Source organism: Pseudomonas sp. 102515 (genome assembly GCF_031085165.1).
Lineage (GTDB): Bacteria > Pseudomonadota > Gammaproteobacteria > Pseudomonadales > Pseudomonadaceae > Chryseomonas.
Map to the genome: position 1 here is coordinate 442,464 of NZ_JAVHTY010000001.1, position 19,759 is coordinate 462,222.

A 19,759-nucleotide genomic window follows, 5' to 3' on the forward strand; every position below is an offset into this window, starting at 1 on the left:
GGTCGTCCATCCCTTAGAAATTCGAACCACGGATCGTCCGTCCCGCCTGATCAGGCCGTTGCAGATTGCCCGAGGTGGCGGCCTTGGCCGGGTTCCAGTCGATCTCGGCGCGCTGTACCGCGGCCGCGGTGAAGCGCTCGTTGAGCTCCGGCGCCAGGCGATGGCCCCAGTAGGCCAGCTTCGCCTTGTAGCCCACGGTGATCTCCTTTTGCGGCTGCAACAGCGCGCCGACGATGGCCTGCACCGCCTTGTCCGGCGCATCCTTGGTGGGCAGGTCGGCGCGATGCCCGGTATAGGTCGCCGCATGGCCCCAGATCGGCGTATCCAGCGCCCAGGGCAGTACCGTTGACAGCTGGATGTTCGGCTGCCGGCCGCGCCGCAACTCCTGCTGGAGCACCCGGCCGAGGCTGAGCACCGCGGCCTTGGACGCCGAATAGGAGGCCTGGTAGGCGTGGGGAATCTCACCGTCCACCGAGGCCACGTTGACCAGCCGGCCGTAGCCCTGGCGGCGGAAGCGCTGCAGGGCCAGGTGGGTGCCGATCACCACGCCTTTCACATTGGTATCCAGCAGGCGCAGGTGGTCTTCCAGGGGTACCGCCTCGAAGCGCCCGACCGCCACGACCCCGGCATTGTTGATCCAGCCGTCGATACGGCCGAAGCGCTGCTCGGCCCGCTCGGCCAGGGCAGTCATCTGCGCCACATCGGCCACGTCGGTGGGCACCACCAGCGCGGCCACGCCCAGGGCTTGAATCTCCACCGCCAGGGCTTCCAGCGCCTCGGTCCGCCGCGCCGCCAGCACCAGGTTGGCACCGTGCCGGGCCAGCGCCAGGGCCACGCCGCGGCCAACGCCACTGGAAGCGCCGGTGACGACGATGGTCCGGCCATGCAACTGCCGATGATCGATCCGCGGCGAACGCCGGGACGAGGTGCGATTCAGCAGGGCCAGGGCGGCAGGCAGGGCAAGTAGCAGTGGCAGGGTACGCATCAGGGGTCTTCCTCGGGTCTGTGTCTGAGGTGTGACCCGTGGCCGACCGCACTGACGTCCCGCCTGGGACGACCGGGGCCTGGCGCGCCGACGGCCACCGCTTCGCTTGATCGCCGAGATCGTCGCGCCAGGGCAGCTGCCGTGCTCCTCGACCGTTCGGCGGAAGAGCTCAGTCTTCGGGCTGGCGATGCGGCATGACGATGCCGTGCAGCTTGAGCCGCCGATAGAGGGTGGCCCGGGATATCCCCAGGGCGCGGGCGGTCGGAATGGCCTTCCAGCGGTGCCGCACCAGGGCGGCCAGGATCGACCGCCGCTCGGGGCCGTCGACCTCGGGTGGCGGTTCGATGGCCGACGCGCCAGCGGGCCGTAGACTGGCCGGTAGGTGATCTAGGCAGATCAGGACGCCGTCGCACAGGGCGCAGGCATAGCGCAGCACGTTGCGCAATTCGCGCACATTGCCCGGCCAGTCATGGGCCAGGATGGCCTCCTGCACCTGGGGCGCCAACTCCGGTGCCGGACGCTCGCCGCATTCCTCGCCGAGCAGCCGCCGCGCCAGCCCCAGGCGGTCGCCGCGCTCGCGCAGCGGTGGCAGCTGGAAGACGGCGCCATTGAGGCGATAGAGCAGGTCTTCGCGAAACAGCCCGGCGGCGACCCGCGCCTGGAGGTCGCGGTGAGTGGCGCAGACCAGCCGGACATCGACCCGCCGCGCTTGGGCGCTGCCCACCGGCAATACCTCACCCTCGGCCAGCACCCGCAGCAGCCGGGTCTGGAGGGCCAGGGGCATGTCGCCGATCTCGTCGAGAAACAGGGTGCCGCCATCGGCCGCCACGATCAGGCCGTCGCGACCCTGGCGCTGGGCGCCGGTGAAGGCCCCCGCGGCATGACCGAACAATTCGCTCTCGATCAGGCTTTCCGGCAGCGCCGCGCAATTGAGGGCAATGAAGGGCCGCCCGCTGCGATCGCCGCCCTGGTGCAGGCCGCGGGCAAAGACCTCCTTGCCGGTGCCGGTCTCCCCGGTCACCAGGATCGGCAGGCCGTGGCGATAGAGACGCAGGGCCGTCGCGAGCGCCTGGCTGACCTGCGGCTCCTGTTCGCCTTCGGTCTCCAGGGCTTCGCGCACCAGGGGAATCACCACACCCGTGCGCGGCCGCGGCGCCCGCACCCGGGCGTGGAACTGCGTTTCGCCCAGACGCAGGGGTTCAGGATCGTCCTCCTGCAACCGCGCCGGGGCATCGCGACCGAACAACTCGTCGAGGCGCTGCGGCAGGTAGCCCAGTTGAGCGAGGCAGAGTTGCCGGGCCGGGCGATTCAGGCCGGTCAGGCGCCCATTCGAATCCCAGGCCAACAGGAATTCCGGCTGGGTGTCGAGATAGCTGGCCTGGGCGTGGCCGCAGAGCACCCAGTCGCCCCGGGCGCTGTGCATGAAGTAGGCATTCTCGATGCGCTGGGCGCTGTCGCGGGTGAATTGCTGGATCAGCAACTGACTGCGCCGGTCGTCCGGCGAGCGTGGCGCCGAAACGTCCAGCACCCCGAGCAACTCGCCACCCGGAGCGAATACCGGCGCAGCCGTGCAGGTCAGGCCGGTAAAGGCCACGCGGAAATGATCGGCCTTGTGCACCGTGACCGGCGCCCGGTCGGTCAGCACCGCGGCGACCCCGCAGGTGCCCTCCTCCTGCTCGGACCAGCAGGTCCCCAGGTAGAGTCCCGCGCGGCGGCATTCGTCGTCCAGTCGATCGCTGACCCGGTAGTCCAGGGTATGGCCCTGGGCGTCGGCCAGCAGCACGCAGTAGTCGGCCGCCTCGACCCGTGCGTGCAGGGCGCCCAGTTCACCGTCGGCGACGCGCAGGAAGTCTTCCGCCGCCTGCTGGTGCTGGCGCAGTTCGTAGCGCGAGAGGATGCGCGGGCCCTGCAGGCAGGCGGGGTCGAGCTGATGCTGCAGGGAACGGCGCCAGGAATCGAGGATGCGCCCGGGCGGACTGGCCGCGCGCAAGGGCGCGCGCAGGGCCTGGTCGATGGCGCGGGCGTGATAGCGGGCCTGGGTAGACAACATGGACGTCTCTCCCTGAATTCCGGTCATGGCATGGAAGGCCGGTCATTGTTCTGCCCTTCATTTAGCGCCCCCTGGCCCCGGCCTTCAAGTCCGCCGCGCCGTGAGACGAATCGTCTCAGCGTCTCGCCTTCCCGTCGCAGCCGTGAGATGCCCCGGCGCGTGGAGTCGCCCCTCCCACGACCTGTCGCCTCCATTCAAACCCGCGCCCTGCCTGCACTGCAGCGGACTCATCGCCGCTTGGCACCGGCCTTGCTCAGGGCTCTGCGACGCTCCCATCACAACGACAAGAGGGCCAGCCCCATGAGCGCAACCTGGCAGATCGAACCGCTCCCGGCGACCGGTGGCCCCACCTCGTGGCTACAGCCATGCCGGTGACCGTCGGCATCCTGCCCAACCCCGCCTCGGGGCGTGACCTGCGCCGCCTGACCGGCAACGCCGCCCTCACCTCCAGCACCGACAAGGCCGGGGTGGTGATGCGCCTGCTGGCGGCCTTTGGCGCCACTGGCGTGGAGCGGGTGCTCCTGCCGCCGGACATGACCGGTATCGCCGCCGCGGTGCTCAAGGCCAGTGGCAGTCGCCAGGCCCGCGAGCAGCGCTGGCCGGAGCTTACGTTTCTCGATCTGCCGCTGACCCAGACCGTGGACGACACCCGGCGCGCCGGGCGGCTGTTGCTGGCCCAGGGTGCGGCGGTGATCGCGGTGCTCGGCGGCGACGGCACCCACAAGGCGGTGGCCGCCGAGGTGGGCGACCTGCCGCTGCTGACCCTGTCCACCGGCACCAACAACGCCTTTCCCGAATTGCGCGAGGCCACCAGTGCCGGACTGGCCGGCGGGCTGGTGGCGAGCGGCCGGGTCGATCCGGCGCTGGCGCTGCGGCGCAACAAGCGGCTGCGGGTGGAGGTGCCGGAGCGCGACATCCGCGACTGGGCGCTGGTGGACGTGGCGGTCTGTCGCCAGGCCTATCTCGGCGCCCGGGCGGTGACCCGGGTGGAGGATCTGGCCGAGGTCTTCACCACCTTCGCCGAGCCCTGGGCCATCGGTCTGTCGGCCCTCTGCGGCCTCTGGCATCCGGTCGCGCGCAATGCCCCCCATGGCGGCTGGGTCCGTCTGGACCCGCACGCGCCCGCGCAGCTGACCGTCCCCCTCGCCCCCGGCGTGCTGGCGCAGGCCGGCATCGCCGCCAGCGGCCTGCTGCTGCCGGGCGAGCCGCGCGCGCTGTCGCTCGCCACCGGCACCCTGGCGCTGGATGGCGAGCGGGAAATCGAATTCGGCCCCGAGGCGCGTCCGCAGGTGACGCTGGACCTCGACGGCCCCCTGAGCATCGACGTGGAGCGGGTACTGGAGCTGGCGGCGCAGCAGCGCCTGCTGGTCCGCCGCCTGCCCGCGTCGGCCCTCGGCAATCCTGGAGAACAATAAGATGAGCGAGACCCCCAGCACCGAAAACCTGAGCCATGCCTACCGGGTGATGCGCACCATCCGCGCCTTCGAGGAGCGGCTGCACGTGGAATTCGCCACCGGCGAGATTCCCGGCTTCGTCCACCTCTATGCCGGCGAGGAGGCCTCGGCCGCCGGTGTCATGGCCCACCTGGGCCACGAGGACAGCATCGCCTCCACCCACCGCGGCCACGGCCACTGCATCGCCAAGGGCGTGGACGTCTACGGCATGATGGCCGAGATCTACGGCAAGAAGACCGGGGTCTGCCAGGGCAAGGGCGGCTCCATGCACATCGCCGACCTGGAAAAGGGCATGCTCGGTGCCAACGGCATCGTCGGGGCCGGGGCCCCGCTGGCCGCCGGTGCCGCCCTGGCGGCCAAGCTCAAGGGCAGCGACGCCGTCGCCGTAGCCTTCTTCGGCGACGGCGGCTCCAACGAGGGTGCGGTGTTCGAGGCCATGAACCTGGCCTCGGTGTGGAATCTGCCGTGCATCTTCGTCGCCGAGAACAACGGCTACGCCGAAGCCACCGCCTCGAACTGGTCGGTGGCCTGCGACCACATCGCCGATCGCGCCGCCGGCTTCGGCATGCCCGGCGTGACGGTGGACGGCTTCGACTTCTTCGCCGTCCATGAAGCCGCCGCGGCCGCCGTGGCCCGTGCCCGGGCCGGTGAAGGCCCCTCGTTGATCGAGGTGAAGTTCACCCGCTACTTCGGCCACTTCGAGGGCGACGCCCAGACCTATCGCGACCCCAACGAGGTCAAGCAGGCCCGCGAGCAGCGCGACTGCCTGATGCAGTTCCGCGAGCGGGTGACGCGCTCCGGCCAGCTGCAGCCCGCCCTGCTCGACAGCATCGACCAGGAGGTGGAACAGCTCATCGAAGACGCCGTGCGCAAGGCCAAGGCCGATCCCAAGCCCGGCCCGGAAGACCTGCTCACCGACGTCTACGTCACCTACGCCTGATCGGAAAACAACAAGGAGCGCCACCATGGCCAGAAAGATCAGCTACCAGCAAGCCATCAACGAAGCCCTGGAGCAGGAGATGCGCCGCGATCCCACCGTCTTCCTCATGGGCGAAGACAACGCCGGCGGTGCCGGCGCCCCTGGCGAGCAGGACGCCTGGGGCGGCGTGCTCGGGGTCACCAAGGGCCTCTACCACAAGTTTCCCGGGCGGGTGCTGGACACCCCGCTGTCGGAGCTCGGCTACGTCGGCGCGGCGGTAGGCGCCGCCGCCCGTGGCACCCGACCGGTGTGCGAACTGATGTTCGTCGACTTCGCCGGCTGCTGCCTGGACCAGATCCTCAACCAGGCGGCCAAATTCCGCTACATGTTCGGCGGCAAGGCGGTCACCCCGCTGGTCCTGCGTACCATGGTCGGCGCGGGCCTTCGGGCCGCCGCCCAGCATTCGCAGATGCTGACGTCCTGGTGGACGCACATCCCCGGACTGAAGGTGGTCTGCCCGGCCACGCCCTACGACGCCAAGGGCCTGCTGATCCAGGCCATCCGCGACAACGACCCGGTGATCTTCTGCGAGCACAAGCTGCTCTACGGGATGCAGGGCGAGGTACCCGAGGAGTCCTACGCCATCCCCTTCGGCGAGGCCAGCTTCCTGCGTGAGGGCGACGACGTCAGCCTCATCACCTACGGCCGCATGGTGCACCTGGCCATGGAGGCCGCCAGCAACCTGGCGCGCCAGGGCGTGTCCTGCGAGGTGCTGGACCTGCGCACCACCAGTCCGCTGGATCGCGACAGCATCCTGGAAAGCGTGGAAAAGACCGGGCGCGCGGTGGTCATCGACGAAGCCAATCCGCGCTGCTCGGTGGCCACCGACATCGCCGCCCTGCTCGCTGAACAGGCCTTCGACGACCTGCGCGCCCCGGTGCAGCTGGTGACCGCGCCGCACACCCCAGTGCCCTTCTCCGATGCCCTGGAAGACCTCTACATCCCCGACGCGGCCAAGATCAAGCGCGCCGTGCTGAAGATCACCCAAGGGAGGCAGGCCGCATGAGCCAGATCCATACCCTGACCATGCCCAAGTGGGGCCTGTCCATGAGCGAGGGCCGGGTCAACGCCTGGCTCAAGGCCGAGGGCGACACCATCGCCAAAGGCGACGAGGTGCTCGACGTCGAGACCGACAAGATCAGCAGCAGCGTCGAGGCGCCCTTCTCCGGCATCCTGCGCCGCTGCCTGGCCCGCGAGGACGAGACCCTTTCGGTGGGCGCCCTGCTGGCCATCGTGGTGGAAGGCGAGGCCAGCAACGAAGAGATAGAGGCGGTGATCGCGCGCTTCCAGGCAGACTTCGTGCCCGGTGGCGAAGACGCCGCCGAGGCCGGTCCCCAGGCCCAGCGCATCGAACTCGACGGCCGGCCAGTGCGCTATCTGGAACGTGGCGAAGGCGGCCTGTCAGTGGTGCTGATCCACGGTTTCTCAGGCGATCTGGACAACTGGCTGTTCAACCACGAGGCGCTGGCGGCCGAGCGCCGGGTGATCGCCCTGGACCTGCCGGGCCATGGCCAGTCCGGCAAGACGCTGGCCACGGGAGACCTTGCCGAGCTGAGCACCGCGGTGCTGGCTCTGCTCGACCATCTGGACATCCCCCGCGCCGTGCTCGTCGGCCACTCCATGGGGGGCGCCGTGGCCCTGCACCTGGCGCAGACGGCGCCGCAGCGGGTCGCCGGCCTGGTCCTGATCGGCAGCGCCGGGCTGGGCCAGGAGATCAACGGCGACTACCTGGAAGGCTTCGTCGCCGCCACCAGCCGCAACCAGCTCAAGGGGCCGGTCAGCCTGCTGTTCAGCGATCCCGGCCTGGTCACCCGGCCACTGCTGGAAGACCTGCTCAAGTACAAGCGGCTGGAAGGGGTGGACCAGGCCCTGAAGCGACTGGCCGGCACGCTCTTCCCCAATGGCCAGCAGGCTCAGGTGCTGCGCCCGGTACTCGAAGGCGATCTGCCCGCCCTGGTGATCTGGGGCGAGGCCGACGCCATCATTCCGGTCCAGCATGCCGAAGGCCTGCCGGAAACCGTTCAGGTCGAGATCCTGGAAGGCCAGGGCCATATGGTGCAGATGGAGGCCGCGGATCGGGTCAATGCCCTGATCCAGGCCTTCCTGCCCCGCTGCGAACGCTAGAGGAGCCTCACGATGAAAGCAGCCCGTTTCCACGCCGCCCGCGATATCCGGGTGGAAGACGTCCCGGCCCCCGGCGAGCCGGGCCCCACCCAGGTCCTGGTGAAAAACCAGTTCTGCGGCATCTGCGGTACCGACCTGCACGAGTACCTCGGCGGTCCCATCTTCATTCCCACCGCGCCGCACAGCTACACCGGCGGTAAGGTGCCGCAGATCCTCGGCCACGAGTATTCCGGCGTGGTGGAGGCCGTGGGCAGCCAGGTGACGTCGGTGAAACCCGGTGACCGGGTCTCCATCCAGCCCATGGTGTCGCCACGCGACGACTACTATGGCCGCCGCGGCCAGTACCAGCTCAGCGAACAGCTGGCCATCATCGGCCTGTCCCACCCCTGGGGCGGCATGGCCGAGCACTCCCTGGTGGAGGACTACAACGCCGTCCCCATGCCGGACGACCTCAGCACCGAGCATGCGGCGCTGATCGAGCCCACGGCGGTGACCGTCTATGCCACCCGCCGGGGTGGCGTGAAGCCCGGCGACAGCGTGCTGGTGGCCGGCGCCGGGCCCATCGGCCAGCTGCAGGTCATGGCCGCTCGGGCGGCGGGTGCCACGCGGATCTTCCTGGTGGACCTCAACGACAACCGCCTGGAAATGGCCCACCGCCTGGTGGAGGGGCTCGTCACCCTGAATCCCGGCAGCACCGATGTGTTGCGCGAGATCCGCGCCCGGACCGCGGGGGGTGTGGGGGTGGATGTGGCCTTCGAATGCGTGGGCGCCGAGGCACCGCTAGGGCTGTGCCTGGAGGCGGTTCGCCGCCAGGGCGTGGTGGTGCAGGTGGGGATGCAGGGCAAGCCTCCGGCGCTGATGGCTTCACCCTGACCTACAAGGACGTCGACCTGCGCGGCTCCTGGTGCTACTCGACGCTGATGTGGCCCCAGGTGGCGGCCCTGATCGCCAGCGGCCAGTTGCCGGCGGAAAAGGTGGTGACCCGCCATATCGCGCTGGACGAGGTGGTGGAACAGGGCTTCGAAGCCTTGCTGGACAAGGCCGGTACCCAGCTGAAGATCCTGATCGAACTCTAGCCCGTCCCCACCGGCGGGGGCCGCCGCGCGGGACTGTTCCGCCCTATTGGAAACTCGTCGCGGCGAGGCTGGGACGGGCCAGGAGCCGCCGGTGGAAGCGCACCAGCCGCGGATGCGCGGACCAATCGACTTCCGGCAGGCGAAAGCCCAGGTAGTCCAGGCCGACGGCCACCAGGAAGTGGCTGAAATCCACGTCCTCTGCGTCCAGCGTGGACGTCTCGTTCAACCGCGCCAGCAGCCGGTCCAGGGCGGCCAGTCGGCGGGCGCCCAGCACCGAGTCGTCCTGGGCCGCACCGCCATGCTTGCGGGCGATCACCGTACCGAAGGCGGCGTCGATCAGCCCCTGGCCCAGGCCGGCCAGCTGCAGGCGCTCGATCGCGAGCGGATTGCCGGCGCCCAGCTGGTGCAGATAAATACAGATCAACAGGGTCTCGCTGAGGGCGATGCCCTCGTCGGTGATGAGGACCGGGACCTTGTTGCCGGGATGGGCGGCGAGCAAGGCCGGATCTTCCTTCCAGGGATCGCTCCACACCAGGGTCAATCGCTCGCCGAAGCCGGCTTCGAGGGCGGTGACGCGCGCGGTGCGGGCATAGGGCGAGGTCTGGTTCAGCAGCAGTTGCATGGCGGACTCCGGGACACGGGCGGGCGATAGAGGCGCCCGCCAGTGTAGCCGCTGGCGTACGCCCTCAGTGCGGCCGGGTTACCGTAAGGACCACGGCGGCGATGCGATCGGTATGGGCATAGACCCCTGTCTCCAGCTCTTCACCGAAGACATCCGGGTCCAGTTCGCGATAGCGCCAGACCACGTCCTGGCCGGTCAGGCGGGTGCCGACCTCCTCCAAGAAGGGATCGCGACCCTCGACCATGGCGACGCCGGTGTAGAGCAGCAGGGTGCCGCCCGGGGCCAGGCGCTCCAGGGCCGTGTCGAGAATGGCCAGCGACAGGCCGGCGCCCAGGGGACCGCCGCCATGGCGGTAGGCGCGTTCGCCCGGATCGACCAGATAGGGGGGATTGGACAGGATGAAATCGAAATCACCGTCCACGTCCTTGAGCAGGTTGCTGTAACACGCCTCCAGGTTGTCGGCCCCGGCCAGGTCGGCATTGACCCGGGTCAGCGCCAGGGCGCGCTCGTTGATGTCCACCGCCAGCACCTCGGCATCGGGCCGCGCCAGGGCGACCAGGATGGCGCCGGGGCCGGCCCCGCTGCCGATGTCCACCGCCCGGCGGATGGCCCCGGTGTCATGGCGCAGCTGGGCTTCCAGGGCATTGGCATAGCGATAGGTGTCGGGGCCGAAGAACACCGCATCGGCCGCGTCGGTGGGATAGGCGGAATGCACGAACAGCTGATCACCCAGACTCGATACCCGCACCCGGCTACGCCAGCCACCGGGCACGGGGGTCAGCAGCTCGGCCGCGGTCAGGGCGTCGATCAGGACTTGCGGCAGCACCTCGCGGGAAAACGGCCGGCTCCAGCCGAAGACGCCTTGCAGATCCCGCGCCCAGGCATTGCCGGGTCGGGCATTGACCCGGGCGTGAGAGGCCGGGGTCGGGGTGATGAAGTGATAGTCGGCTGCACGCAGCGTCTCGACCAGCAGCTTGAGTGCCGCGGCCGGATCAGGGGTGGTAGCGGTGCGTTCGGGATGTTCCATGGCCGTCACAGGCGGGTCCTCGAGTGGCGATCGAAATGAAAAAGGACCCGCGCGGGTCCTTGCCTGGGCTTCAGCCCAGGAGGGAGACGAACAGCCGCGTCGCCAGGAGCCCGGCGCGACTGTGATGGCGCGCCGGCGACAGCTGCTCGATCAGCAGCGCCATCGCGGCGGCGCGACTGGGCTGGCTGGCCAGCCGTTGCTCCAGCGCAGCCTGCTCGCTGTCGAAATCACTGGCCTGGGCCGTGCTGGCATTGGCCGCCCCGCCCTGCTCCGCTTCCAGAGCCGGGCACAGGCGTTCCTGCTGGCGCTGCCGGGCGCGAAAACTCACTTCGCGGCGCGGCAGCACGGCCACTCGCTCGCCAGTGGCCTGCTGGCGAGCGCCATCGTGCACGAATTCGCCGGCGATCCAGTCGTGGATCAGCTGCTGCTCGTAGGCGGTGAAGACGCCGAACATCTCCGCGCGCTCGCCCTGGATCAGCCGCCAGAAGCGGCTGTTGGTGGGGTCCTCGTGGCGCTTGATCCAGCCTTGTTCCTGCATCACCTGGAGGAAGTCGGGGATCTGCGACGGATCGGTCAGCCAGTCGCTAACGCTGCGGCCGCCGATGCGGCAGTAGTCGGAATGCACGTAGCGGCCGACGCTGCTCTTTTCCGCCAGGACCTCGATCACCGCCTGCTCCAGGTCGAAGCCCGCGATCACCGAGGTGGTGCTGGCGCCCAGCTCGTTGAGCAGATAGCCCTGGACCACGCGCTGGTAGAAGGCCGCGCGGCCTTCGGTGGGCATGGCGTCGTGCACCGCCTGCAAGGCCTTGCGCGCATGGCCGGTACCGGCGTTGTCGACGGTGACGTGCAGGGTGAAATAGTAGGGATCGATGCCCAGTTCGTTGAGTTCGTAGGCGGTGATCAACAGGTGCAGCGGCAGTTGCTCGTAACCCAGGTTGAACCCCAGCACCTCAGGCAGGTAGTGATTGGCGTTATGGGCCAGGGCCAGCTGGATGGCGCCCTGCACATAGTGGTCGTCGCTCAGTTGGGCGAAGTCCTCGCAGCCGTGGCTGGCCAGCAGCTTGCGATAGAGCACCACGTGATTCTTGTCCGGTTGGCCGTCGCCCAATTCCTCCAGATAGATCTGGATAGCCGCGCGATAGCGCAGGTCGTTCCAGTGGGCGAGCGTGCCATAGAGCCAGGCGCCATCCACCAGCTTGGTCGGCGCCACGCCCCGCAGGAAATACAGCGCATGGGCCTTGCTGCCGAAGTAGCGGCGCGGTGCCCCGGCCTTGCGCGCGGCCAGGTAGTCGCGGTACTGGGCGCCGACCCGGGCGTTGTTTTCCAGCACCCAGGCTTCCAGGTCCTCGGGGTCGTCCGGCAGGTCGGCGGTCATGCCGCCGACCGCCTGCAGCTGGTCATCGAGAAAGCGTCGGGCCTTCTCCTGCGCCCTGGCGCCCGGGTGCTCCAGCAGCAACGCCTGGTACAGCGATCTGGCGGGTTGCAGGCTGAGCGGGCTGGAGGCGGTGTGCTGGCCGGTAAGGGCTCTTGTCGTGGTCTGCATGAAGGGCACATCTGGCAGCTGATGAATACCTCGTTCGGCCCGTGGGAAAGGCCTTGGTTCCTGGCGGACCCCGCGCGGGAGCGCGCCGCCTCGCTTGTGGCCGTCAAGGGCGCAGGCTGGCGGCCGCTGCCATTCGTCGGCGGCCGGTCCACGCTGATCCGCCTGCTGGCGTCCAGCGCGCCAGGCGACGGGTGACCTGACGAGGGACCTCATTAACCAGGCTGGCGGGCCGATAACCTGGAAACTCACACGACCGCCAGGCCTCTGCCCATGTCCCCCGCTGATTCCGACGTCGATCTGCGCGCCCTCCTCGATTCGATCCAGGAGTTCATCGTCGCCAAGGATGGCCGTGGACGCTGGTTGTTCGTCAATCGCATCGTGCTCGAAGCCTATGCCATGGTCGGCTTCGACTATGTAGGCATCACCGATGTCGAATTGATCGAGCGGTTTCCGGCCCATGCCGAGGCCTTCCGCTACAACATCGAGACCGATGAGCAGGCCTGGCAGAACGGCGCGCCCACCCAGATCGAAAAGTCCTTCATGGGCCCAGATGGACGCATCAACACCTGGGAGGTGGTCAAGACCCCACATTTCGATGCCCAGGGTGGACGGCGGCTGCTGACCATCGTCAGTCGCAACGTCACCGAGCGCAAACTGGCCGAGACCGCCCTGCAGGAAAGCGAAAGGCGTTTCCGGTCGCTGGCCTACCTGGACGCCCTGACCGGCATCGCCAACCGCCGCAGCATCCTCGACCAGATCGCCCACCACCGGGCCGGCAGTGCCAGCGGCCAACCCTGCGCCCTGTTCTATCTGGACCTCGACCGCTTCAAGACCATCAATGACGAATTCGGCCATGAGTTCGGCGATCTGCTGCTGGTGGCCTTCGTCGCCCGGGTCAGCGCCTGCCTGCGCACCGGCGATCTGCTCGGCCGGATCGGTGGCGACGAATTCATCGTCTTCCTGCGCGATACCTCCGCCGAGGCGGCCCTGGCCTTGGCCGAACGCCTCTGCCGCGCGCTGCAGCAACCCTGGCAGCTACAGGGCGTCAGCCTCGAGACCACCTCCTCCATCGGCATCGCCCATTGCACCGACGGCAGCCTCACTGTCCATGAACTGATCCGCCGCGCCGACGGCGCCCTGTATCAGGCCAAGCGCGCCGGACGGGCGCGGGTGGTGCTGGCCAAGGCCTAGAGCCGCTCGGTCGGCTGGGCGCGAATCAGGATTTCGCGCTGGCGGAAGGCCTTTTCCAGACGGCGCCGATAGTCGGCCCACCAGGCCCGATCCAGGGCTTCGGTCATGACCTCGTAGACCAGCAGCTCATCGTCCTCGACGCGCTGTGTCTCATCCTGACACAGGCCCTCCACCGGCGCCCGGCTGAAGGCGGTCAGCCCGCCGAAACGCGCCACCAATTCCTCGCGCACCTCCCGGAACAGTGCCCCGGGCAGGCGCTGGCCGTCGTTGTCTTCAAGGGGTAGCAGCAACTGGATGAGGTACATGGCCGTCTCTCCTGGGGTCTTTGGCTGCAGACCCTCCTAGCCCCCGGGTAGGTTCCCATCCATGGCTCCTGCAGCTGCTTGTCCGCCGCCAGGCTGGAAACGAAAAAGCCCTGCCGAGGGGCTCTCGGCAGGGCCTTCCCTGACCTTTGCGTCCGGATCAGACCGAAAAGCGGCCGACCAGGCGATTCATGTCCACCGCCAGGCGCGAGACCTCATGGGCAGCCGCGGCGGTCTGGTGGGCACCGGCCGAGGTCTGGATCGACAGGTCGCGGATGCTGACCAGGTTCTGGTCCACCGAACGGGCGACCTGGGCCTGCTCTTCCGACGCCGTGGCGATGAGGAAATTGCGCTCGTTGATCTCGGTGATGGAGCGGGCGATCTCCGCCAGGGCGGCGCCGGCTTCGTTGGCGATCTTCAGGGTGGCGGTGGCCTCGTCGCGGCTGCGTTGCATGGCCTGGACGGCGCCTTCCGAACCGCTCTGGATGCCGCCGATCATCTGCTCGATCTCGCGGGTGGATTCCTGGGTCCTGTGGGCCAGGGCGCGCACCTCGTCGGCGACCACAGCGAAGCCACGGCCCTGTTCACCGGCCCGGGCGGCTTCGATGGCGGCGTTCAGCGCCAGCAGGTTGGTCTGCTCGGCGATGCCGCGGATCACATCGACCACGGTGGCGATGCCCTGGGCCTGTCCAGCCAGGGCGACGATCTGGTCGCTGGTATGGGACACGGTGTCGGTCAGCGAATGGATGGCGTTGACGGTCTCGGTGACACGGGCCGTACCCAGGCCGGTCGAACGCTCCGACTGCTGCGCCGAGGTGGAGGCCGAGGCGGCGTTGCGCGCCACCTCTTCGACCGCGGCGGTCATCTCGTTGACTGCCGCGGCGGCCTGCTCCACTTCGCCATTCTGGCGCTGCAGGCCACGGCTGGCTTCTTCGGTCACGGCATTCATCTCTTCGGCGGCGGACGCCAGTTGCGTCGAGGCCTCCCCGATGTGGCTGACGGTGTCGCGCAGGGTCTGCTGCATCTGCACGGTGGCGCGCATCAGGTCGGCCATCTCGTCGTGGCCGGTGGCCTGGGCCTCGACCCGCAGATCGCCGTCGGCGATACGCCGGTTGATGGTCAGCACCTGGCGCAGCGGCTGCAGGATGCTGCGGGTGTAGAGCACGGCCAGCAACACGGTGAGCGCCACGGCCGCGGCGGAAATCACCCCGAGGATCCAGAGATTGTGGCTGTAGGTCTGGGTGGCCAGTTGGCCGGCCTGCTTGGCGCCGCGCTGGTTGAAGTCGCCCAGGGCGACGATCTTCTCTTGCAGCTCGTTGGTGAGGGGACGGATATTGGCATTGACGTAGGCGGTCCCCTCGCTCGCCGGACGGGTCCGGGCGATGGCGACGACCTCGTCGAGGCGCGCGTCGTAGGCCTTGACGCCGGCGGACACGGCATCGGCCAACCGCTGCTCCTCAGGCGAAGCGACCAGGGCCTGATAGGCCGCTACTTCCTTCTGCAGCTGACCGCGCGCCTGGGCGATGGTCGCCGCGGTGGTCTGCTTCATCTGCTCGTCTTCCGAGGCCACCATACGCAGGGTTTCCAGGCGCAGACGCAGAACCAGGGAATCCATCTTCGCCGTTTGGGCGATGCTGGCCATCCAGTTGGTCTCGACATCCTGTTCGGCTTTGTACAGCGCGTTGAGGCCCACGGCCGAGGTGACCGCCAGCACCAGCAGCAACAGGGTAACGGCGGCAAAACACACGGCCGAACGGGCCGACAATTTCAAGGTACGCATGGCGCGACTCCAGGCAGGAAAAGCGTATTCACCCCTTTTGTTCGGCGCCATCACCCCTGGCTGAATAGCCAGCCATCGGCGATCAGCGGCGTGTCCTCTATAAGCCGCAGGCTAGAGCGGGCGCGGCCTGCAGCGCCATGCACCAACCCGACGATGGGCGCGCGATCCTGGCAAAGGGCCACTCGAACTCGGGCTAGAATGAGCCTTTCCACCATCGAAATCCCTATGTCGCCCTCGAAGCCGCGCCCGGCGCACCTGGTCCCCCTGCGCAACCGCCTGCTGGCCATCGCCTTCGCCGGGATCGTGCCCCTGGCACTGGTTGCCGGGCTGGGGCTGTGGCTGCTCGTCCATCACCAGCAGCACGAAGCCGAACAGCGCGCCCTGGAGTCCAGTCGCCAGGCCGCCACCACCATCGAAAGCGAACTGCGTCGCTCGGTGACCATTCTCCAGGCGCTGGCCGAGTCCCCCCTGCTGCGGACGGGTGACCTGAGCGATTTCGACACCCTGGTCGGGCGCATCCTGCCGCTGGTGCCAGGTTGGCGAACGCTGCTGCTCGCCACGCCGGACGGCCAGGTCGTCCGGCGGATATCGAGCCTCGCCCGGCCCGTCGGCGGTCCTCTCGCCGAGCCGGACAGCTTCGCCGAGGCGGTCGCCCAGCACCGGCCAGTGGTTGGGCAACTGGGCCGCGGCCCCGCCGGCCTGCTCGCCTTTCCGATTAGGGTCCCGGTGCTGCGTGAGGGTCAGCTGAGCTTCGTGTTGACCGCGGTGATGACCCCGGAAAGCATCCGAGCCGCGCGCATGGCCCGCGCCCTGCCCAAGGACTGGGTGGGCTCGGTATTCGATCGCCATGGCCTGCGCATCGCCCGTACCAGCCTGCACGAGGAAAGCCTGGGCGAGCCGGCCTTGCCAGGCCTGGCGGCGATCCTGGCACAACCGGGCGAGGAAGGCGTCGGCACCGCCCGCACCCGCGAAGGCCGCCAGGTCTACACAGCTTTCGTGCGCCTGCCCGATTCCGGCTGGACCGTGACCACGGCGATCCCCACCGAAGAGGTGGCCGCGGCCGCCAATCGCTCCTTCGCGCTCTATGGCGGCGGCCTGGTGCTGTCGGTGGTCTTCGCCTGGGCGGTGGCCCTGCTGCTGTCGCGGCGGATCAGCCAACCGGTGCAGGCCCTGCAGGAGGCCGCCCAGGCGCTGGGGCAGCGCCTGCCGCCGGTGCTGCCGGACAGCGACGTATTGGAGATCCGCCAGGTGGGCGAAGCCCTGCTGGCCGCGGCCGAAGCCCGCCGGCTGATCGAAGAGGAACGCGACGACTACCTGCGTAGCCTGCAGCTGAGTCAGGAGCAGCTGCAACTGCAGGTCGCCGACCTGGAGGTCCTGCAGCGGCTCAACCATCGTCTGCTGCAGTTGCCCTCGCTGCCGCAGCAATTGCAGGAAATCCTCGAGGTCCTCTGTCGCTTCCACCAGACATCCCAGGGCTGCGTCTCGCTGCTGGAAGACGGCAAGCCGCCGCAGCTGTATTTCGCGCCTGGCTTCACGGCCGAGGAGCAGGCGCAGCTGGCCGCCCTGCGACCCGAAGACAGCGCCTGTGCCGCTGCCGTGCGCAGTGGTACCCGCGTGGTGGTACCGGCCCTGGCGAACGCACCCGGGTTCGCCACCCTGGCCACGCTCGGCCGCCGCCTGGGCTTCGCCGCGCTGCATGGTGTGCCCTTGCGCAGTACCCTGCACGGCACCCTCGGCGCCATCACCGTGCACCTGCCGGAGGCCCGGGAACCCACGCCGCGCCAGCAGCGCCTGGCCGATCTGTGCGCCTCCAAGGCGGTGCTGGTGATCGATCGCGCCCGGATCCAGGAAGCCGCACTGCGCTCGCAACGCCGCCTGCGAGTAGCCCTGGAAGGCTCGCAGGTGTCCTTCGGCATCGCCGTGCCCACGGCCGAAGGCGCCTTCAGCTGGGACTATCTCAACCCCATAGGCGCCACCACCCTGGGCCTCGACGGCAGCAGCGCGCATTCCTGCCTGTCCTGGGCCAGTGCGCGGATCCTGCAGCTCTGTGCGGAGCACCAGGCCGGCGAGACGGCCTGGTCCGTAGAATTGCAGGGTCCCGCCGCCAGTGGCGCCAGTTGCTGGCTGCAGATCAGCGCCACGCCCTTCGACGGCAACGTGGCGGTCTGGTTTCTCGACATCAGCGAGCGCAAGCGCCAGGAGCAGCAGCTGCGCGACAACGACCGGCAAAAGGACGAATTCCTCGCCGTGCTGGCCCATGAGCTGCGCAATCCCCTGGCGCCCATCCGCCAGGCAGCGGCGCTGATCGCCGCGCCCCAGGCCTGTCCCGAACAGCGGCGGCGCAGTTGCCAGACCATCGAGCGGCAGGTGGAACGCATGGGCGCCCTGCTCGATGATCTGCTGGACATCTCGCGCATCACCTTTGGCCGCATCACCCTGCACAATGCCTTCGTCACCCTGCAGACCGTACTCCAGGCAGCCACCGAAGCGACCCTGGCGCCCATGCAGGACAAGCACCAGACCTTCGAACTGCGCCTGCCCGAGGCGCCACTCTGGCTGCAGGCCGATCCGCTGCGCCTGGAGCAGATCTTCATCAACCTGCTGGGCAACGCCGCCCGTTACACGCCGGCAGGGGGACGGATCACCCTCGCCGTGCAGGCCAGCGACACCGAGGTGCGGGTGGACATCGCCGACACCGGCATCGGCATCGCCCCCGAGCGCCTGGCGGACCTGTTCCAGATGTTCGGCCAGATCGATCCGCGCCTTACCGAGCGCTCGCCCGGACTGGGCATCGGCCTGGCTCTTTCCCGCGAACTGGCCCGGCTACAGGGTGGCGACATCACCGCCACCAGCGCCGGCCTCGGCCTGGGCAGTCGCTTCACCGTGCGCCTGCCGCTGACAGCGACGGCGCCGACAACCGGGCCGGAAGCGGTGGAAGCGGCACCGGCGCTGCCCGCCACCCGGCGGATCCTGGTCGCCGACGACAATCCCGACATCGCCGATACCATCGCCGAATTGCTGGAGCTGGATGGCCACGAGGTGCGGGTCGCCTACGACGGCCAGGCGGCCCTGACGCTGTTCCAGAGCTATGGCCCCGAGATCGTCATCTCCGACATCGGCATGCCGGGCCTGACCGGTCACCAACTGGCCCGGGCGATTCGCGCGACCCCGGCTGGCCAGGCGGTCAGGCTGATCGCCATGACCGGCTGGGGCCAGGCCCAGGACAAGGCCGAGGCCCTGGCGGCCGGCTTCGATCATCACCTGACCAAGCCGGCTGACATGCAGGCCCTCTACGTCCTGGTGGGCGCCTAGGCGGTGACCCGCCGCGAACCGGCCAGCCGCGTCAGCCCATAGAGCGCCACGCCCACCAGCAGCATCAGCCCGGCGCGCCACCAGGTCGCGGCGCCCTGCTGGGCCAGCAGCAGGGCACAGGAACCCAGGGCCAGCACCGGAAAGAGCCAGTGCACCCGGAAATGCGCGTGCTCGACCCGGTCGCGCTTGAGCACCAGCACCGCCAGGTTGGTGCTGATGAACACCACCAGGAGCAGCAGCACCACGGTTTCGGCGAGTACATCCAGGGTACTGGTATAGGTCAGGGCGATGGCCACCGCGGTGGTGGCGAGGATGGCGATCCCGGGGGTCTGCCGCCGCGGCAGTACTCGGCCGAGCACCGCTGGCAGCAGGCCCTGGCGGGCCATGCCATAGGCCAGGCGGCTGGCCATGATCATGGTCAGCAGCGCGCCATTGGCCACCGCGATCAGCGCGATGACGGCGAACAGGCGAGTCGGCACACCCAGCCCCGAGGCGCCGAGCACGTCCATCAGCGGTGCGCCCGAAGCCTTGAGCTGGTCGACCGGCAGCACCAGGGCGGCGCCGGCGCCCACCAGCATGTAGACGAGGCCGGCTATGACCAGGGCGCCGAACAGGGCGCGTGGATAGACTCGGCTGACGTCGCGCACCTCCTCGGCCAGATTGGCCGAGGTCTCGAAGCCGACGAAGGAATAGAAGGCCAGCAGCGAGGCGCTGAGAATGGCCACGGTCGCCGAGGGCGCATCCACCTCCAGCAGCCGCGCCGGTTCGCCCTGCCCCTGGGCGACGAACCAGGCGGCCGCGGCGATGACGATCACCAGGCCCGACAACTCGACCAGGGTCATCACCAGATTCACCGACAGCGATTCCTTGATGCCCCGGGCGTTGAGCAGGCCGATGAGCACCAGGAAGGCCAGGCAGACCCAACTGGCCGGCCAGGGCACCAGCGCCTGCAGATAGCCACCGGCAAAGGCCACCGCCAGGCCTGCGGCACTCGTGACCCCGGCGGCCAGCATCGAGAAGCCCACCAGAAAGGACAGCCAGGGTCGCCCGAAGGCGCGTTCGGCGAAGACCGCCGCGCCCCCCGCCCTGGGGTACTTGGTGACCAGCTCGGCATAGGAAGCCGCGGTCAGCAGGGCGAACAGCAAGGCAACTAGCAAGGGGGCCCAGATGGCGCCGCCGACCCGCCCGGCGATGGTGCCCGCCAGGGCATAGACCCCGGCGCCGAGCACGTCGCCGAGAATGAAGAACAGCAGCATGGGCAGGGTGATGGCGCGGTTGAGCGTAGCGGTTGCAGGAGAGGATTCCGTGGCCATG

The 19,759-nt window shown here is 69.0% G+C and carries 16 protein-coding genes; 8 read left to right on the forward strand and 8 right to left on the reverse strand.

Annotation, left to right across the window (positions count from 1 at the left end):
- Positions 1-13: 13 nt before the first annotated feature.
- Positions 14-985 (reverse strand): SDR family NAD(P)-dependent oxidoreductase, encoded by a 972-nt coding sequence (locus RCF34_RS02035; protein WP_308706664.1) that lies wholly within the window; start codon positions 983-985, stop codon positions 14-16.
- Positions 986-1,154: 169 nt separating this feature from the next.
- The gene (locus tag RCF34_RS02040; protein ID WP_308706665.1) at positions 1,155-3,035 is read right to left on the reverse strand and encodes a sigma-54-dependent Fis family transcriptional regulator; all 1,881 of its coding nucleotides are present in this window, start codon (positions 3,033-3,035) and stop codon (positions 1,155-1,157) included.
- 365 nt (positions 3,036-3,400) lie between these two features.
- Between RCF34_RS02040 and RCF34_RS02045 the strand changes: the two genes are divergently transcribed.
- From RCF34_RS02045 to RCF34_RS02070, 6 genes are read left to right on the forward strand one after another with little or no spacing between them, the layout of a single operon-like run.
- Positions 3,401-4,450 (forward strand): NAD(+)/NADH kinase, encoded by a 1,050-nt coding sequence (locus tag RCF34_RS02045; RefSeq protein WP_308706666.1) that lies wholly within the window; start codon positions 3,401-3,403, stop codon positions 4,448-4,450.
- A 1-nt stretch (position 4,451) separates the two neighbouring features.
- Positions 4,452-5,429: a thiamine pyrophosphate-dependent dehydrogenase E1 component subunit alpha gene (locus RCF34_RS02050; protein ID WP_308706667.1), complete on the forward strand. Its 978-nt coding sequence runs from the start codon at positions 4,452-4,454 to the stop codon at positions 5,427-5,429.
- Positions 5,430-5,454: 25 nt separating this feature from the next.
- Positions 5,455-6,474 carry an alpha-ketoacid dehydrogenase subunit beta gene (locus RCF34_RS02055; protein WP_308706668.1) on the forward strand — a complete coding sequence of 340 codons (1,020 nt, stop codon included), beginning with the start codon at positions 5,455-5,457 and terminating at the stop codon, positions 6,472-6,474.
- A complete protein-coding gene (locus tag RCF34_RS02060; protein ID WP_308706669.1) occupies positions 6,471-7,592 on the forward strand; it encodes an acetoin dehydrogenase dihydrolipoyllysine-residue acetyltransferase subunit in 1,122 nt (373 codons plus the stop codon). Before RCF34_RS02055 ends, RCF34_RS02060 begins: the two co-directional genes overlap by 4 nt.
- Before the next feature lie 12 nt (positions 7,593-7,604).
- Entirely contained in the window at positions 7,605-8,465 is an 861-nt protein-coding gene (locus RCF34_RS02065) for an alcohol dehydrogenase catalytic domain-containing protein (protein ID WP_308706670.1), read from the forward strand.
- Positions 8,466-8,512: 47 nt separating this feature from the next.
- Positions 8,513-8,668: a hypothetical protein gene (locus tag RCF34_RS02070; RefSeq protein WP_308706671.1), complete on the forward strand. Its 156-nt coding sequence runs from the start codon at positions 8,513-8,515 to the stop codon at positions 8,666-8,668.
- A gap of 43 nt (positions 8,669-8,711) precedes the next feature.
- Here RCF34_RS02070 and RCF34_RS02075 read toward each other — a convergent pair whose 3' ends face one another.
- The 3 genes from RCF34_RS02075 to RCF34_RS02085 all read right to left on the reverse strand — a co-directional run bounded on the left by RCF34_RS02075 (position 8,712) and on the right by RCF34_RS02085 (position 11,860).
- Complete coding sequence (locus RCF34_RS02075) at positions 8,712-9,290, reverse strand: glutathione S-transferase N-terminal domain-containing protein (protein ID WP_308706672.1); 579 nt, start codon at positions 9,288-9,290, stop codon at positions 8,712-8,714.
- Between the two features lie 64 nt (positions 9,291-9,354).
- Entirely contained in the window at positions 9,355-10,317 is a 963-nt protein-coding gene (locus tag RCF34_RS02080; RefSeq protein WP_308706673.1) for a class I SAM-dependent methyltransferase, read from the reverse strand.
- A gap of 70 nt (positions 10,318-10,387) precedes the next feature.
- Positions 10,388-11,860 (reverse strand): iron-containing redox enzyme family protein, encoded by a 1,473-nt coding sequence (locus RCF34_RS02085; RefSeq protein WP_308706674.1) that lies wholly within the window; start codon positions 11,858-11,860, stop codon positions 10,388-10,390.
- 270 nt (positions 11,861-12,130) lie between these two features.
- Here RCF34_RS02085 and RCF34_RS02090 point away from each other — a divergent pair, with 270 nt between their 5' ends.
- Complete coding sequence (locus RCF34_RS02090; protein ID WP_308706675.1) at positions 12,131-13,051, forward strand: GGDEF domain-containing protein; 921 nt, start codon at positions 12,131-12,133, stop codon at positions 13,049-13,051.
- On the opposite strand, the gene RCF34_RS02095 is transcribed toward RCF34_RS02090, so the two are convergent.
- Both RCF34_RS02095 and RCF34_RS02100 read right to left on the reverse strand, forming a co-directional pair.
- Positions 13,048-13,356, reverse strand: a complete 309-nt coding sequence (locus RCF34_RS02095; protein WP_308706676.1) for a hypothetical protein — start codon at positions 13,354-13,356, stop codon at positions 13,048-13,050. The two genes, RCF34_RS02090 and RCF34_RS02095, sit on opposite strands and share 4 nt — an antisense overlap.
- A 157-nt stretch (positions 13,357-13,513) precedes the next feature.
- Positions 13,514-15,133 carry a methyl-accepting chemotaxis protein gene (locus RCF34_RS02100; RefSeq protein WP_308706677.1) on the reverse strand — a complete coding sequence of 540 codons (1,620 nt, stop codon included), beginning with the start codon at positions 15,131-15,133 and terminating at the stop codon, positions 13,514-13,516.
- 225 nt (positions 15,134-15,358) lie between these two features.
- On the opposite strand from RCF34_RS02100, the gene RCF34_RS02105 reads away from it, so the two are divergent.
- Positions 15,359-18,445 carry an ATP-binding protein gene (locus RCF34_RS02105; RefSeq protein ID WP_308706678.1) on the forward strand — a complete coding sequence of 1,029 codons (3,087 nt, stop codon included), beginning with the start codon at positions 15,359-15,361 and terminating at the stop codon, positions 18,443-18,445.
- On the opposite strand, the gene RCF34_RS02110 is transcribed toward RCF34_RS02105, so the two are convergent.
- The gene (locus RCF34_RS02110) at positions 18,442-19,758 is read right to left on the reverse strand and encodes an APC family permease (protein ID WP_308706679.1); all 1,317 of its coding nucleotides are present in this window, start codon (positions 19,756-19,758) and stop codon (positions 18,442-18,444) included. The genes RCF34_RS02105 and RCF34_RS02110 overlap by 4 nt on opposite strands.
- Position 19,759 lies beyond the last annotated feature (1 nt).

Coding starts and splice junctions, on each gene's coding strand:
- RCF34_RS02035 (WP_308706664.1), bottom strand. CDS start 985: ATGCGTACCCTGCCACTGCTACTTGCCCTGCCTGCCGCCCTGGCCCTG.
- RCF34_RS02040 (WP_308706665.1), bottom strand. CDS start 3,035: ATGTTGTCTACCCAGGCCCGCTATCACGCCCGCGCCATCGACCAGGCC.
- RCF34_RS02045 (WP_308706666.1), top strand. CDS start 3,401: ATGCCGGTGACCGTCGGCATCCTGCCCAACCCCGCCTCGGGGCGTGAC.
- RCF34_RS02050 (WP_308706667.1), top strand. CDS start 4,452: ATGAGCGAGACCCCCAGCACCGAAAACCTGAGCCATGCCTACCGGGTG.
- RCF34_RS02055 (WP_308706668.1), top strand. CDS start 5,455: ATGGCCAGAAAGATCAGCTACCAGCAAGCCATCAACGAAGCCCTGGAG.
- RCF34_RS02060 (WP_308706669.1), top strand. CDS start 6,471: ATGAGCCAGATCCATACCCTGACCATGCCCAAGTGGGGCCTGTCCATG.
- RCF34_RS02065 (WP_308706670.1), top strand. CDS start 7,605: ATGAAAGCAGCCCGTTTCCACGCCGCCCGCGATATCCGGGTGGAAGAC.
- RCF34_RS02070 (WP_308706671.1), top strand. CDS start 8,513: ATGTGGCCCCAGGTGGCGGCCCTGATCGCCAGCGGCCAGTTGCCGGCG.
- RCF34_RS02075 (WP_308706672.1), bottom strand. CDS start 9,290: ATGCAACTGCTGCTGAACCAGACCTCGCCCTATGCCCGCACCGCGCGC.
- RCF34_RS02080 (WP_308706673.1), bottom strand. CDS start 10,317: ATGGAACATCCCGAACGCACCGCTACCACCCCTGATCCGGCCGCGGCA.
- RCF34_RS02085 (WP_308706674.1), bottom strand. CDS start 11,860: ATGCAGACCACGACAAGAGCCCTTACCGGCCAGCACACCGCCTCCAGC.
- RCF34_RS02090 (WP_308706675.1), top strand. CDS start 12,131: ATGTCCCCCGCTGATTCCGACGTCGATCTGCGCGCCCTCCTCGATTCG.
- RCF34_RS02095 (WP_308706676.1), bottom strand. CDS start 13,356: ATGTACCTCATCCAGTTGCTGCTACCCCTTGAAGACAACGACGGCCAG.
- RCF34_RS02100 (WP_308706677.1), bottom strand. CDS start 15,133: ATGCGTACCTTGAAATTGTCGGCCCGTTCGGCCGTGTGTTTTGCCGCC.
- RCF34_RS02105 (WP_308706678.1), top strand. CDS start 15,359: ATGTCGCCCTCGAAGCCGCGCCCGGCGCACCTGGTCCCCCTGCGCAAC.
- RCF34_RS02110 (WP_308706679.1), bottom strand. CDS start 19,758: ATGGCCACGGAATCCTCTCCTGCAACCGCTACGCTCAACCGCGCCATC.